The following is a 14,353-nucleotide window of genomic DNA, read 5'->3' as shown; positions in this document are numbered from 1 at the left end:
ACTTTATTTTTTTATACCTAGTAATAATGGTGGTAGACATTGAAAATTACACGGATAGTTAAATACACTTTAGTGATTATGCTGCTGCAAATTGCTTTATCGACATTACTCAATATTGTTGCTGGTTTTGAGCGCTATGCATCATCGAGGCTTGGCGATTATATTCTTATTGCAATCATCCCATCCAGTGTCTTATCTTTTTTACTATATGGTGTAATGGCATATCGCAGTGATAATTATGCTTGGCGAGATGCATTTTATGTTTGTTTTTTAGGCTTTTTTCTTGGTGCAATAACTGTCTCATTGATCTTGCAAGAGTTTTACTTTTTCTCAAAAACTTCCATTATCGAGTTGCCCGTTTCATTGTTAGTTATTATTTTAGCAACCCTGACAGGGTTGAAATTGCAAAGAAAAACGAGCGCTTAAAGCTCACAAATATATAGTATTACATTAATGGTCTTGGAATCAGACTCTAATGTTAATGTGTTAATTTTTCCACCAACACCTGCTGTTGTTGCTTTTTCAAGTTTGATCTCTTTACTGAGTTAATAATAAAGAAGTAGTTACAAAGTAACGAATTACAGTAGGTCGTCATTTATGGCGACAATTTTTGCAGTAAGTCATTTAAAGATCTTTTTGCACAAAGAGAAGAGAATGAGAAGTAAATGAGGGGGGAATGAAAAATTTGGTTACCCGTAGGAAATGGCTTTAGCCATGAATTATTTTTGTTAGTAGGATTGTCGCGCTAAAGCACGACCTACATGAGAACTTTTACAAATATAACGATGTGTTATGTGGCGTGCTGCAAGGTGTTAGCGCAAAGCTATTAATTGTGGTTATTAACATCTGTTGTTGTTGTTTTTCTAGCTTTAGCTCGGCACTGAGCAGTTCTTTACGAATTGCAGCATAATCTGCAATTTCGGTGTGATTGGCTTTTAAATAGCCGCGGGAAGTACGTAGGGGCTTTAAAACCTGTTGATCAAATGCACTAATACATTGTTCAAGTTTGCTTAGCTGTGCTTGGCTAATTGCTAGATTGAGAGAATCTAAATAGTACAGTAGCAGGCACAGGTTAACGTTTTTACCTTGCTGGTTTTGATAATCCAACAGGCGTGCTTGCATGCCATCTTTGCTATAAAGCTGACATGCAAATTGCCAAAAATCGTTGCTGTTAAGCAAGTTCATCGGCAAAGGCCTGCTCTTTTTCTTCCATCTCTTCAAGGGCCATTAATAGCTCCTCTTCGATGTCATTTACTTTCGGTGTTAATGTCGCTTGTTTAGCTAGTAATTCTTTGAGTTTTGCTTTGTTGTCATCGTTATAAAGCTCGTTATCGCCAAGTGCTTGTTCGATTTCAGCTAATTCGGCAGAGTGTTTATCAAGTTGCTTTTCAAGCTTTTCGATGTGCTTTTTAAGTGGTTGTGTGGCTTTTCTAAACTCTGCTTCTAGGCGTTTTTGCTCTTTACGGTTAACGCTTGAGTTTGCTTTTGGTTCATTGTCATCTTGAGTGGTTTTTGCCGCTTCTTTATTAGCGTTAAGTAGCCATTGATAGTATTCGTCTAAGTCGTAGCCAAACTGGGTTACTTCACCGTTATCCACTAAGTAATATTCGTCGGCGGTATTTTTTAGCATGTGACGGTCATGGGAAACGGTAACCATCGCGCCTTCAAACCCTTGCAACGCCATTACTAAAGCATGACGCATTTCTAAATCAAGGTGGTTGGTTGGCTCATCGAGCAGTAATAAGTTTGGTTTTTGATAGACCAACATTGCGAGTACTAATCGGGCTTTTTCACCCCTGAAAACGGTGCTACGGGCTCAAGGGCTTTATCACCAATAAAGGCAAAACCACCTAAAAAGTCACGCAGTGATTGCTCGGTGGCTTTAGGATTTAAACGCTGCAAATGGGTAATCGCGCTGGCTTTTAAATCTAGCGATTCCAATTGATGCTGAGCAAAGTAACCTATGTTTAAGCCCTGATGTTGGAATACTTCGCCTGCTTGCGGTTGTAAGTCGCCAGACAATAACTTTATTAAGGTTGATTTACCTGCGCCGTTACGGCCAAGTAGGGCAATGCGACTACCAGGGACTAAGTTAAGTTTAATACTATTTAAGATTGTGACATCGCCATAGCCGGCTTGAGCTTTATCGAGTGTCATCAATGGGTTTGGTAGTGCGGTAGGCTCTGCAAATTCAAAGTCAAAGGGCGAATCAGCATGAGCTGGTGCGAGCTTTTCCATACGTTCAAGCGCTTTAACGCGGCTTTGTGCTTGTTTGGCTTTACTGGCTTTGGCTTTAAAGCGGGTAATAAATTGCTCAAGGTGGGCAATTTGATCTTGTTGTTTTTCAAACATCGCTTGTTGTTGTAATAAACGCTCTGCTTTTTGGCGTTCAAATTGCGAGTAGTTGCCTTTGTAAACATTGATCTTTTGCTTGTCGATATGCCAAATTTGGTCAACTACAGCATCGAGGAATTCACGGTCATGCGATATCAACACTAAAGTACCGGTGTAAGCGCGTAAAAAACGCTCCAGCCAGTACACCGCATCTAAATCCAAGTGGTTAGTTGGCTCATCCAGTAGCAGCAAGTCGGCATCACGAATCAGCGCTTGGGCAAGGTTTAAGCGCATTCGCCAACCACCGGAAAAATCACTAACGGGGTTTTCAATTTGGTTATTTGCAAACCCTAACCCGTGAAGTAACTCGCCGGCTTTGGCTTCTATGCTATAGCCTTTAATGTGCTCAAGTTGTATGTGCACTTTGGCTTGGGTATCGCCATCATCATTTTGTTCGGCTTCGCGCAGCGCAATACGCATGGCGTAATACTCAGGATGACCTTGTAATACATAATCAATTGCGCTGATATCTAGCGCTGGCGTTTCTTGTTTTACCGAGGCGATAGACCAGTCTTTAGGGATACTGCAATTACCTGCATCAAGCTGTAGTTCAGATTTCAATAAACTAAAGAGTGTTGATTTACCGCAGCCATTGGCGCCAACTAGGCCAACTTTGTGTTCTGGAAATAATGTAGCTGAGGCATCTTTAAGGAGTGCTTTACCGCCGCGAAGTAATTCAATTTCTGAGATCTGGATCATGTAGTCTGCGCTTTACTGTGCCTTTGTGAACTTGACGCTATCATAGCACGGAAGCTGGACTATATTTCAATCGTCAGCGTATCAACTGGGTAGTTATTGGGTTAAAATGTAGCAAGTTTCTTTTCAAACTGTGGGAAAACGTAGTGAAACAGAAAAAACGATTTATTGCTGGGGCAACCTGTCCAGAGTGTAAAACCATGGATATGATGATGCTTTACAAAGAGCACGATGTAGAGAAAGTCGAATGCATGCAGTGCGGCCATAAAATGGCACAGCCAGAGCAGGCTGTTCAGGCATCAACACGCCAATTTGAACAAGTCATTGGCGTGTTTAAACCGAGCGATTAAGCGCCCGCAACCATCAATAGTGTGGCGGCGGAGGCTCTGGCGTGTCTGACATCATCATAGATGATGATTGCGACTCTTTAATTTTTTCAGCCAGTAGCTCTGTTTGGCGCTTCATTTTTGCCAACAGCTGCTGGTGCACTTTTATTTCATCATTTAAAATTTCAATCGTTTCGTCTTGAAAAGCCACTTTGGCTTCAAGTTCTGTTAAGCGATGTTCAATTGTGTTCATTTTTTTCTCGTCTAGTAAAGCGCTCAGCGATCCCACTGGAGCTTTCGGTTAACAACGCAGTATCGTTGTCAGTAAAAGCGACATCAAGTACCACTGCTGATTTTGGTCTACTGCCTTCTCGCGGTGTTACATGCCAACTTTGAATTTGTTCACCACTGGATAATTGCCATAGGTCCACTAAGCGGTTAGGTGAGCCTGTTGCCAGCAAGGTGCCTGCTTCATTAAAGCGTACCGCAGTGAAAATTCTCTGGCGGGCAATATACTGCAGTTTACTAACAAGATCACCTGTTGTCAGCTGCCATACATGTGCCTGTGTCATACTGTCTGCGGTAAATGCATAGCGACCTTGCGGATCTAAGGTCACTTGGGTGACACGACTTGGATGGTTAAAGCGATGGATCACTTGTCCGGTACGAGTATCCCAAAAGTACGCCGCATAATCGTTGGAGCCACTGAGAGCAAAATTTCCGTTGGGCGATAAAGCAACTGCGTTAATTTTTTCTTGGTGACCAAGGAACTCAATGCGTCTACCGGTCTCTAAGTCGAGGTAAACAACAACGCCATCGCTACGACCGTACAAAACACTGCGGCCTTGGTTACTAATGGCGATATCACGAATAGTGGCGGTTTTTATTTTGTAGTAGCCGGTATTTTTGCCAGTGGCAATATCCCATACTGCAAAAGTGGTTTTTTCAGCGGTAACAGCGTGGCTGTTGTCATAAGCGATAGCCACGGTATGTACTAGGCTATCGGCGTCTTGTTGCTGAAACCATTGGTATTTTAGTACTTGCTGTTGATTATCCCATAGGGCGACCCCATGGTGTATAGATGAGATCAGGCTGTATTTGCCATCATGAGATATTGCGGAGGCGAACGCGCCTCTGGCTGCATGCTCATAGCTTGCAGTGGCTTGGTCTTTTTGTTCTGAGCAGGCAATCAGCAAGGTGCAGCACAGAAGATACAAAAAAGTACGAAATATCGACATATTACAGCTATTTCCCCTTAACTCTTAGTGATTGAGAGGTTAGACTAGGGCTCGTGAAAGCCTAGGTTGTTTATCTAATTAACGTGAAAGTGAGCGTATAGCCTACAATCAGAAATTAGATAAGTAGCCTACCATGGGCCGTTAACCTTTAACTAGTAATAATACAATAAATGACATCTGCAAAGTGTGTCGGAGATTTAAAATGAAAAAGACGATTAAATTGTCATTGATTGCAGCGTCAGTTTTAGCGCTAACAGCTTGTAATCAAGAAGCAAAACAAGAACAAGCACCTGTTAAACTTGAAACTGAAGTACAACAACAAGCATACGGTATTGGTGCATCTGTTGGTAACTTCTTAAATAAAGATTTAGCTGATAAAAAAGAGTTAGGCATTGAGCTTGACCAAGCATTATTAATTCGTGGTTTTGAAGATGCCCTTGCTGGCGACGCAAAAATTGACGAAGAGAAAATTCGTGAAGTATTAACTGCACTTGATACGTCAGTACGTACTAAGCAAGAGCAACATGCCAAAGTAGAAGCTGAAAAAAGCCAAGCTGAAGGTGAAAAATACCTAGCTGATAACGCTAAGAAAGAAGGCGTAACAGTAACTGAATCAGGCCTACAGTACGAAGTGATCACTCAAGGTGATGGTGAAATGCCAGTAGCAACTGACGTAGTTAAAGTACACTACAAAGGCACACTACTTGACGGTACTGAATTTGATAGTTCGTATGCTCGTAACGAACCAACGACTTTCCCACTTAACCGCGTAATCGCTGGTTGGACGGAAGGTTTACAACTTATGCCTGTAGGTTCTAAGTATAAGTTTACTATTCCAGCAGAACTAGCATACGGCGATCGTGACTTAGGTAAGATCCCAGCTAACTCAACACTTGTTTTTGAAGTTGAATTACTTGAAATTCAAAATGAAGAGCAAGCAGCAGTTGCAGAGTAATTATTTATTCTGTGCGAGAAGGGGGCTAATTAGCCCCTTTTTTTGTTGCTAAAATCTTAGCTGAAGGCGGTTTCTTTCATAGTCAACGTACCTGTATCAGCATTGAGTTCGATTTGCGTACCGACCGGTAATATGAACTGTCGTTTTATATGGCCAATCATCGCCCCTCGGTAGGCAGGGATAGCCAGCGGTTTTATATAATCTGCAAAAATTTCATCTAGCGTCAATGAGCCATAGCCATTTCCCGAGCTGCAATCGTTACAGTCACCAAATACAACCCCCGCTATTTTGTCCAGTGCACCCATTAGTTTTAAAGTGCTGAGCATGCGGTCAATCCGATAAGGTGCTTCATCAATGTCTTCTAAAAATAAAATAGCCCCATCAAATTGTGGTAAATAAGTTGAGCCAGCCAGCGCTGTTAGTACAGTTAAATTACCGCCGATAAGTTGTCCAGTCGCTTTACCTGGTGTGATGGTTTGGGTGAGGTATTGGCTATTAACCAATTCATCATCGGCTTTTGGCAAGTTGCTAAAGTGCATGCGGGTTTGTTGCTCAAACATTTGTTTAAATTGTTTAACATGAAATGGATTCCAATCACTAGAGGCGTTAGGTCCATGAAAACTAACAATACCGGCTTTAGCTAGTAACGCGTTATGAAGTGCGGTGATATCTGAGTAGCCCATCAGCGGTTTGGCGTTAGCACGGATCATTGCATAATCCAGCAGGGGTAAAATACGTGCCGCCCCAGAGCCACCTCGTAAGCAAAAAATAGCATCAACACTGCTGTCGTTAAACAGCGCATTAAGATCGTCTGCACGTTGTGTATCAGTGCCCGCAAGGTGGCCACGTCTAGCCATAATATTAGGTGCTAACTTAGCATTATAGCCAAGCGCTTCAATTACTTGCTTAGCTAAAATAATGTCTTTTTGATTTGCTGTTGCTGCTGATGGGCTAGCTACACCAATTGTGCCTCTGCTTGGTAAGGCGTTCGGCTTTTTTAAACTTAGTGCAGTTTGACTTGATAGGTTAGCTGCTTGAGCGCTATTGCCTGCGAGTAACCCTGCACTGAGGAGTGATACAGATTTCAAAAATGTACGTTTATTCATGGCGAGCCTGTGTAGTTTTAATGCACAATAAGGCTATAATTACATCATTGAAATATAAATTTCAATTTTATGGGGTGTTCTGGGAATATTAAATTTATAGATGGGTGAGAAAAGACTTAAAGTAAACAGCAAACAAGGAGCTTAGCTCCTTGTAACGTAATAATTGTGTGTATTATCTAGGTGTGATTAGAATATAAATTATCAATCAACTCATCTTCTAACTCAAAACGCAGCTCAAGTGTTTCACCAAGTTTTGATAAGTCGTCATCAAAATCATTGAGTAAATCTTCTTTATCCACCTCTGCATATTTGTCATTAAAATCAAGTGCAATGTCAGTAGTTTGCGAAATTCGTGGATAAAGTTCATTGGCAAGCTGCTGGCTGTTAGGGCCTTTTTGCTCACATGCCTTGGCAATGTCGTCATACACTTCAAAGTGACCAGCAGATAAATAATCCATCAATAGTTGGCAAAAATTTTGGATCTGTAATTGGTCAGGTAAGGCATGGTCTTTTTTATCATACGGTGAAAAGCCAGCAATACGACAATATAAAACTAATAGCTCTTGGCGTTCTGAGAGCCATTTGTCGATCACGGTGTGGCTACCACCCCATTTTTGTTGAGCTTTTTCCAAACGCGTCAGCATTATCATTCTCCTTAGCTGGGTTGGTTTCTTCTATAACAATGAAATATGCCGCAAAGATCAACACATTTTTTTATAATTTTGTAATAAAACAAGAACTATATGATATATAAACAGTTTTTTTAATAAAATACAAATCGTTTATATTGTTTCAGGCAAGAAAAAACCACCATAAAGGTGGTTAATTTCTTTTTCCATGACTTGTTTAAACAAGCTTTCTTATTGTTATTAGAAGATTTTTATTTTTATTGTTATGTAATTTTTATTGTTTTTATTGTTAACGCGGGACAAGTTATACCAAGGTTTTTACTATGTTGCAAACATATTAATAAAAAATTTCAAATGTTATTGTTTGTTGTATTAATTTTGTACCAAGCAAGCATCTTAAAATAGATTATTAATCTGTATCAATACTAAGGTTAATTAGTGCCATAGCGATAGAGAGGTGTGCGATATGGTGATACAATCTGCGCAATATCTATCAGCTTTAGGATCCTTTACGCTATGAGCGAATTAAAAAACGACCGTTATTTACGTGCACTACAAAAACAGCCAGTTGATGTGACTCCGGTATGGATGATGCGCCAAGCAGGGCGTTACTTACCAGAATACCGCGCAACTCGTGCACAAGCGGGCGATTTTATGAGCCTGTGTAAAAATGCTGAGCTCGCTTGTGAAGTAACATTACAGCCGCTGCGTCGTTACCCATTAGATGCCGCTATTTTATTTAGTGATATTTTAACGATTCCAGATGCGATGGGCTTAGGTTTGTATTTTGAAACCGGTGAAGGTCCTAAATTTGAGCGTCCAATTTCATCACTTGCTGATGTACAAAAAATTCCAAAGCTCGATCCAACAGATGAGCTTGGTTATGTTATGAATGCCGTAAGCACGATCCGTCGTGAACTAAAAGGCGAAGTACCGCTAATTGGTTTCTCGGGTTCACCTTGGACACTTGCTACTTATATGGTTGAAGGCGGGAGCAGCAAGACCTTTGGTAAAATCAAAAAAATGGCGTTTGCTGAGCCAAAAACACTGCATTTGTTACTTGATAAGCTTGCTGATTCAGTGATCGATTACTTAAATGCACAAATTAAAGCCGGTGCGCAGTCTCTAATGGTGTTTGACTCATGGGGCGGTGTATTGAGCCCGCGTGATTATAAAGAGTTCTCATTGCAGTACATGCACAAAATCGTTGATGGTTTAATTCGTGAATACGATGGCCGCAAAGTGCCCGTTACGTTATTTACTAAAAATGGTGGTCAATGGATTGAAGCGATAGCAGCAACGGGGTGTGATGCAATTGGTCTCGATTGGACAATTAATATTAGCGATGCTAAGCGCCGTGTCGGCGACAAAGTAGCTCTGCAAGGTAATATGGATCCATCAATGTTACATGGCACACCAGATCGTATTCGCCAAGAAGTAGCGACTATCCTTGAAGATTTTGGCACAGGTGAAGGTCATGTATTTAACTTAGGCCATGGTATTACGCCTGATGTTGATCCTGAAAACGCGGGTGTATTTATTAATGCCGTACATGAGTTTAGTGCGCAATATCATAAGTAACTGCAGCTGTAACAAGCACTGTCATTTATAATCAAAAAAGCCCGCTTATCAGTAAGCGGGCTTTTTATTAGCTGTCTCAACGTTTATTTAAACAGTCGATTCAAACCATTTAACGCCGCAACACGGTAGGCTTCAGCCATAGTTGGGTAGTTAAAGGTGGTATTTACAAAGTAATCAATATTATTGCCGCCATTTTTTTGTTCCATAATGGCTTGGCCAATGTGCACGATTTCAGAGGCACGCTCGCCAAAACAATGCACCCCCAGTACTTCTTTGGTTTCAGTGTGGAATAATATTTTTAAACTACCCACTTCGGTACCGGCAATTTGTGCTCGCGCTAAATGTTTAAATTGAGCTCTGCCGACTTCATAAGGGATTTTCGCGGCGGTTAACTGCTGCTCTGTTTTACCTACTGAGCTCATTTCAGGGATGGTATAAATACCTGCCGGAATATCAATAATTAGTTTTTCATCGCAATTACCACAGGCAATTGCATCGGCAGCAATTCGACCCTGATCAAACGCTGCACTAGCAAGACTTGGGTAGCCAATGACATCACCAACGGCATAAATGTTATCGACCTCGGTTTGGTAAGTTTCATTAACTTTTAACTGCCCGCGGCCATCAGCTTTTAAGCCAACCGCTTCAAGGTTAAGTCCGTCAGTGTTGCCGGTGCGACCATTGGCAAATAAAATACAGTCAGCTTTAACGCGTTTTCCTGATTTTAAATGCATAACAACGCAATCATCACGGGTTTCAATGCGGTCAAATTCTTCGTTATGGCGGATCACAATGCCGCTATTCCAAAAGTGATAGCTTAAAGCATCTGAGATTTCAGCATCCATAAAGGCGAGTAAACGGTCGCGAGTATTAACTAAATCGACTTTTGCACCTAAGCCTTTAAAAATAGACGCATACTCACAACCAATGACACCAGCGCCGTAAATAAGCACTCGATGAGGGTCATGCTCTAGGCCTAAAATAGTATCGCTGTCGTAAATACGAGAATGGGTAAAGTCGACTTCAGGTGGGCGATAAGGGCGAGAACCTGTAGCAATAACAATGGTTTTAGCAGTTAGTCGTTCGGTTGACCCATCAAGACGTTTAATTTCAATTGTGTGCTTATCAACAAAGCTAGCATCACCTTGAAACATATGAATGCGATTACGATCGTAAAAGCTACTGCGTAAATTTGATTGCTTAGAAATAACCGAGCTGGCGTGGCGCAAAATATCAGGAAACGTTAACCTACTAGGGCGCTCACCCACATTAAACAATGGGTTTGCTTTGTATTCTATGTAGCGGCTAACAGAGTGACGTAGTGCTTTTGAAGGGATAGTACCCCAATGTACGCAACCACCACCAACGGCAGCTTGGCGTTCGATAACGGCCACTTTTTTGTTGCTTTTAGACAGGTTCATGGCGGTACCTTCACCGCCAGGACCTGTGCCTATAATAATTGCATCATATTGAAATGATGGTTGTTCTTGCTTTACTTGTTGTTTGGCCACAGCCACTCCTACATTAACTAAAAGAGGCTTTTAATAACCTCGCATTGAGTGCAAGCCACGCCTGCTTTTGATTTTCCCAGGCTGCTTCCAACTCATGATATTGTGTCATTAAAGCTGATTTTTCGCATTGTTGCAGCATGTTATTCTTTTTAACTTCTAAAACTTGCTTTTTTAGTGCGCAAAAGTGTTGTAGCTTTTTCAGCAATAAATCGTACTCTTGCTGCAATAATGTAAGCTTATCTTGCGCTAAAGGCAATTTCGCTAAACGGTTTTGCGTTCTATTCATTAACGTTTCGGCTTTGGCTTTTTCGATGCGCTCAACCGGCGTACGTTTTAATTTTTTAGCAAGTCCAACAGCCGCAAAAGCGCGGATCATCCATTTTGTGGGATCATAATGAAACCATTTTATGCCATTGCGATAATCACTGGCAAAAATATGATGAAAGTTATGGTAACCCTCGCCATAAGTAAACAAGGCTAGTACCCCGTTATCACGAGCAGTGTTTTTTTCGGTGTAAGGTCGAGAGCCCCAGATATGCGCCACCGAATTAATAAAAAAGGTGAAATGCTGGCTCAATACCAAACGCAACAATCCAGCTAACAACAGCATGCCAATTACATCACCAATTATTAAACCCAGCAGGGCAGGGATACCAATATTAGTTGCTAATACTAATTTCATATAATGACGGTGTTGCCACATCACTATTTTATTGCGTTGTAAATCACGACAATTACTATAATCACCATAACTGTCGCCTTGGTAATCGCGTAACATCCAACCTATGTGGCTATACCAAAAGCCATTAGTTGCTGCATAAGGGTCTTTTATAGGGTCATCAACTTGGCCATGATGAACGCGGTGATCGCTGCTCCAGTGCAGCGCACTATTTTGTAGTGCAAAAGCACCACCTAGAGCAAAAAAGGCTTCTACAACAGGATGAGCGTCGTAAGTTTTATGGGCCCATAAGCGATGGTAGCCTGCGGTAATTGACATACCAGCATAAAACATACAAGCAACAAATGCGATCCAATGACTACTGGTAAAGCCATGGGTAAACCCATACCAAGGCACTAATGTGGCAGCAGCCAAAAAAGTAATACTAAAAAATAGGACATTGGTCCAAATAATCGGTGGTTTTTTCATCTTTTCAAATCTGAGCGTACACTTGTAAGCTAAAATAATATTTCATTCTCTTGCCGTCAAGTATTAGACTGGAGAATTAAGATAAAAATCACCATAAATTGATTTAAATTAAATCAGGAGTAGTTCATGTCGGGTGTTCGCGCGCAACAGAAACAAAAAACACGACAAGCTTTAATTGAAGCGGCATTTAACCAATTAAGCGCCGATCATAGCTTTTCTAATTTAAGTTTACGTGAAGTTGCCCGTGAAGCAGGTATAGCACCAACCTCATTTTACCGCCACTTTAAAGACATGAATGAACTGGGTTTAACCATGGTCGATGAAGCCGGTTTAACGCTGCGCCAGCTAATGCGCCAAGCGCGCCGCCGTATAGCCAGTGGCGGTAGCATTATCACCACCTCGATTGTTACTTTTATGGAGTTTATTGATAACTCCAGTAATCAATTCAGATTATTACTGCGTGAACGCTCCGGCACCTCTAAAGCATTTCGTGCCGCTGTAGCCCGTGAAATTAAACACTTTATTTTAGAGCTTGCTCATTATCTTGAAAGCGAAACCCCGTGCGATGCAACTCATGCGTATATTCAAGCAGAGGCCATGGTCACGCTAGTATTTAATGCCGGTGCTGAAGCATTAGACATAGAAGGGCAACAACGAGAAGAGTTAGTCGAGCGTTTAATTTGGCAATTACGTTATATAACGCGTGGCGCTAGTAATTATGTGCGAGAGAATAAAAACACAAGTGAATAATAACACAAGTGAATAATCAGCATAAATGCTTGTAGATTTTTTGTTCCTACTTCTTTATTATTACAAGCTAAAGTTTATACTTAAAAAATTAAATCTCTGCATTAGAGAAAGCGAGGATGCACATGCTCACCAAGGACGCGGTGAACTTTCAACACGCCCATATTTTTGATGAAATAAAAGATGAAGCAACCGAACCTGTTGTAACGTTTGCGTACGTCAGGCGAGCTGAATTCTTTTTATTACCGAAAAAACTACAACGGCTTATTCAAGATAATCAGTATGGTGTAATTGATAAACGCCAAGCCGCACGGCTACGTGATGATCCCCGCAGCCAATTTTGGGCAAATGAAAAAACATGGCGAAAAGTCAGCTACAACACCTATAAAAATACCGCGCAAGGCTTAGCTGTTTATCCAAAAGATCCTGTGAGTACCACTAAGTTTTCGTCATCCGGTGGAGCTAATGCCGCACCTGATTATTCGGCTTCGGAGCATTTTTTAAGTGACTCCAACCAAGCAAACTTCTTAGCAAATCCAGCGCTACTCAATAGCCAGTATGGCGAAGGCCAAGCAAAGTATATTGCGCAATCAATGCAGCAAAATAGCCGTGCTTTAAAGCCAACAGTTGTTGAAGTTCACTTACCCGCAGTATGTATATATAAGCCTATTTTGCAAAGTACTGTATTGCTAAAAGCGTCGCATCAAGTTAGGCAAAATTTTTCAAATCATCTTTTACAAGCGAGTGAAAGCGTAGAGCAGCTCGCCCAGCAATATACCGGCTATAAAAATGCCAATTTAATCTACGACTACAACCTAGGCTTTAGTAATCGCAAACCAGCCAAGCCCGGCACTAGCTTACGCGTGCCCGATGGCTGGAAGCTTAATATCGAAGGCTCAAGCAGCAACAGCCGCAGCGTGGTTATTAAGTGGCAAGGGCCAACCAGCGGGCAAGTAACCTTACAACTCGATAAAAAACGCCCTGACGAAGTCTCATTTTGGCAGCATTTTTTTGCTGTAAAGCCCGGACTTTATAACGTTATTGTCACTGCCAGCGGCGCAGTAGATACCACTACCTTTACCGTTGAACAGCCCGCGTTAGGCTACGAAATTGAATTGCGTGATGAAGTAGGCGAGCCGCAAGCGAATATGGGGTACAAAATTCGCTTACGTAACGGCCATATTATCACCGGACAGCTCGATCAAAACGGCTACGCCAACGTATCAGGCCCTGATTTCGAAAACGCCAAAGTCAGCTTTTTTGAACTCGCCGATCACGATTGGTCAGTAGGCAACATCACCTAAACGTAGACTTGCTCTGGCGATATTTATATTTAGGGATAAGGATATTTCAATGACACAACAACACACCGTCGCACAAGGCGAAACACTGCTACGCATAGCACGCCAATATGGTTATAAAACCTCAACCGCCTTGTATAACCACCCCAGTAATGCTGAATTTAGAGCGCTGCGCCCTGATCCAAACTTAATTTACCCTGGTGACGTTATTACCATACCACCTAAAAAAGAAAAGTTTATGCCGCTGCGAGCCAACAGCCTAAATACGTTTGTTGTACAAAACGAAAAAGAATATTTTCGCCTGCAAATAATTCATGAAGATGGTGATGACATCACTGGCAAACGTATTGTACTCAACATAGGCAGCCAAACTATCGATACCGTTTTACCGAGCGACGGCCTAGTTGAAGTTGAGCTAAATGAGAACGACACGCTCACCGCTCAGGTTGATTTATATCTCAAGGAAGATCAAAGCTCACCCAGTGAAAGTTTTACCGCACAAGTTGGTCATTTAGACCCCATCGATACACTTTCAGGTGTGCAAGCACGCTGCAATTTATTGGGCTTTGACTGTGGCACAGTTGATGGCGTTAACGGCGCAAAAACTAAAGCCGGTGTTAAGGGGTTTCAATTTGTACATGGCTTAGAGGTTGACGCCATAGCAGGGGAAAAAACAAAAGCTAAGTTAAAGCAAGTTTATGGTTCTAAATCTAAGGAATAGA

14 protein-coding genes and 1 pseudogene are annotated in these 14,353 nt (G+C 41.6%); 7 read left to right on the top strand and 8 right to left on the bottom strand.

Annotated features, from left to right (window positions below):
* Window positions 1-78: 78 nt before the first annotated feature.
* On the top strand, window positions 79-426 hold the full coding sequence (locus P4S61_RS07845) for a hypothetical protein (RefSeq protein ID WP_337118094.1): 348 nt from the start codon (window positions 79-81) through the stop codon (window positions 424-426).
* A gap of 345 nt (window positions 427-771) precedes the next feature.
* On the opposite strand, the gene P4S61_RS07840 is transcribed toward P4S61_RS07845, so the two are convergent.
* Window positions 772-1,185 (bottom strand): TIGR02444 family protein, encoded by a 414-nt coding sequence (locus P4S61_RS07840; RefSeq protein ID WP_337118093.1) that lies wholly within the window; start codon window positions 1,183-1,185, stop codon window positions 772-774.
* Window positions 1,172-3,093, bottom strand: a pseudogene (locus P4S61_RS07835) (ATP-binding cassette domain-containing protein). Before P4S61_RS07835 ends, P4S61_RS07840 begins: the two are co-directional and overlap by 14 nt.
* 143 nt (window positions 3,094-3,236) lie before the next feature.
* On the opposite strand from P4S61_RS07835, the gene P4S61_RS07830 reads away from it, so the two are divergent.
* Window positions 3,237-3,440: a YheV family putative zinc ribbon protein gene (locus tag P4S61_RS07830; RefSeq protein ID WP_337118092.1), complete on the top strand. Its 204-nt coding sequence runs from the start codon at window positions 3,237-3,239 to the stop codon at window positions 3,438-3,440.
* Window positions 3,441-3,453: 13 nt separating this feature from the next.
* Here the strand turns inward: P4S61_RS07830 and P4S61_RS07825 are convergent, their stop codons facing one another.
* Complete coding sequence (locus P4S61_RS07825; RefSeq protein WP_145242400.1) at window positions 3,454-3,669, bottom strand: SlyX family protein; 216 nt, start codon at window positions 3,667-3,669, stop codon at window positions 3,454-3,456.
* Window positions 3,656-4,654: a WD40 repeat domain-containing protein gene (locus P4S61_RS07820; RefSeq protein WP_182719569.1), complete on the bottom strand. Its 999-nt coding sequence runs from the start codon at window positions 4,652-4,654 to the stop codon at window positions 3,656-3,658. Before P4S61_RS07820 ends, P4S61_RS07825 begins: the two co-directional genes overlap by 14 nt.
* A 202-nt stretch (window positions 4,655-4,856) precedes the next feature.
* On the opposite strand from P4S61_RS07820, the gene fkpA reads away from it, so the two are divergent.
* Window positions 4,857-5,609: an FKBP-type peptidyl-prolyl cis-trans isomerase gene (gene fkpA, locus P4S61_RS07815; RefSeq protein ID WP_337118091.1), complete on the top strand. Its 753-nt coding sequence runs from the start codon at window positions 4,857-4,859 to the stop codon at window positions 5,607-5,609.
* Between the two features lie 56 nt (window positions 5,610-5,665).
* On the opposite strand, the gene P4S61_RS07810 is transcribed toward fkpA, so the two are convergent.
* Complete coding sequence (locus tag P4S61_RS07810) at window positions 5,666-6,715, bottom strand: S66 peptidase family protein (RefSeq protein WP_337118090.1); 1,050 nt, start codon at window positions 6,713-6,715, stop codon at window positions 5,666-5,668.
* Window positions 6,716-6,891: 176 nt separating this feature from the next.
* Entirely contained in the window at window positions 6,892-7,359 is a 468-nt protein-coding gene (gene rsd / locus P4S61_RS07805) for a sigma D regulator (protein ID WP_145242408.1), read from the bottom strand.
* A gap of 501 nt (window positions 7,360-7,860) precedes the next feature.
* Here rsd and hemE point away from each other — a divergent pair.
* Window positions 7,861-8,925, top strand: a complete 1,065-nt coding sequence (gene hemE / locus P4S61_RS07800; protein WP_149980407.1) for a uroporphyrinogen decarboxylase — start codon at window positions 7,861-7,863, stop codon at window positions 8,923-8,925.
* Between the two features lie 83 nt (window positions 8,926-9,008).
* Here the strand turns inward: hemE and sthA are convergent, their stop codons facing one another.
* Both sthA and P4S61_RS07790 read right to left on the bottom strand, forming a co-directional pair.
* Complete coding sequence (gene sthA / locus P4S61_RS07795; protein WP_145242412.1) at window positions 9,009-10,436, bottom strand: Si-specific NAD(P)(+) transhydrogenase; 1,428 nt, start codon at window positions 10,434-10,436, stop codon at window positions 9,009-9,011.
* Window positions 10,437-10,449: 13 nt separating this feature from the next.
* Window positions 10,450-11,583, bottom strand: a complete 1,134-nt coding sequence (locus tag P4S61_RS07790) for an acyl-CoA desaturase (RefSeq protein ID WP_182760444.1) — start codon at window positions 11,581-11,583, stop codon at window positions 10,450-10,452.
* 126 nt (window positions 11,584-11,709) lie between these two features.
* Here P4S61_RS07790 and fabR point away from each other — a divergent pair, with 126 nt between their 5' ends.
* The 3 genes from fabR to P4S61_RS07775 all read left to right on the top strand — a co-directional run bounded on the left by fabR (window position 11,710) and on the right by P4S61_RS07775 (window position 14,352).
* Entirely contained in the window at window positions 11,710-12,333 is a 624-nt protein-coding gene (gene fabR, locus P4S61_RS07785; RefSeq protein WP_182719645.1) for an HTH-type transcriptional repressor FabR, read from the top strand.
* A 122-nt stretch (window positions 12,334-12,455) separates the two neighbouring features.
* A complete protein-coding gene (locus tag P4S61_RS07780; RefSeq protein ID WP_337118089.1) occupies window positions 12,456-13,634 on the top strand; it encodes a hypothetical protein in 1,179 nt (392 codons plus the stop codon).
* A gap of 49 nt (window positions 13,635-13,683) precedes the next feature.
* A complete protein-coding gene (locus P4S61_RS07775; RefSeq protein ID WP_337118088.1) occupies window positions 13,684-14,352 on the top strand; it encodes a PGRP and LysM peptidoglycan-binding domain-containing protein in 669 nt (222 codons plus the stop codon).
* The last annotated feature ends 1 nt before the right edge of the window (window position 14,353 follow it).

It is taken from the genome of Pseudoalteromonas sp. B160, from assembly GCF_037162485.1.
GTDB classification, from domain to species: Bacteria; Pseudomonadota; Gammaproteobacteria; order Enterobacterales; family Alteromonadaceae; genus Pseudoalteromonas; species Pseudoalteromonas rhizosphaerae.
Note: the sequence above shows the minus strand (reverse complement) of the source record. Positions and strands in the feature narration are given on the sequence as shown.

Coding starts and splice junctions, on each gene's coding strand:
- fabR (WP_182719645.1), top strand. CDS start 11,710: ATGTCGGGTGTTCGCGCGCAACAGAAACAAAAAACACGACAAGCTTTA.
- P4S61_RS07820 (WP_182719569.1), bottom strand. CDS start 4,654: ATGTCGATATTTCGTACTTTTTTGTATCTTCTGTGCTGCACCTTGCTG.
- P4S61_RS07790 (WP_182760444.1), bottom strand. CDS start 11,583: ATGAAAAAACCACCGATTATTTGGACCAATGTCCTATTTTTTAGTATT.
- fkpA (WP_337118091.1), top strand. CDS start 4,857: ATGAAAAAGACGATTAAATTGTCATTGATTGCAGCGTCAGTTTTAGCG.
- P4S61_RS07775 (WP_337118088.1), top strand. CDS start 13,684: ATGACACAACAACACACCGTCGCACAAGGCGAAACACTGCTACGCATA.
- P4S61_RS07845 (WP_337118094.1), top strand. CDS start 79: ATGCTGCTGCAAATTGCTTTATCGACATTACTCAATATTGTTGCTGGT.
- P4S61_RS07825 (WP_145242400.1), bottom strand. CDS start 3,669: ATGAACACAATTGAACATCGCTTAACAGAACTTGAAGCCAAAGTGGCT.
- rsd (WP_145242408.1), bottom strand. CDS start 7,359: ATGCTGACGCGTTTGGAAAAAGCTCAACAAAAATGGGGTGGTAGCCAC.
- P4S61_RS07780 (WP_337118089.1), top strand. CDS start 12,456: ATGCTCACCAAGGACGCGGTGAACTTTCAACACGCCCATATTTTTGAT.
- P4S61_RS07840 (WP_337118093.1), bottom strand. CDS start 1,185: ATGAACTTGCTTAACAGCAACGATTTTTGGCAATTTGCATGTCAGCTT.
- P4S61_RS07810 (WP_337118090.1), bottom strand. CDS start 6,715: ATGAATAAACGTACATTTTTGAAATCTGTATCACTCCTCAGTGCAGGG.
- hemE (WP_149980407.1), top strand. CDS start 7,861: ATGAGCGAATTAAAAAACGACCGTTATTTACGTGCACTACAAAAACAG.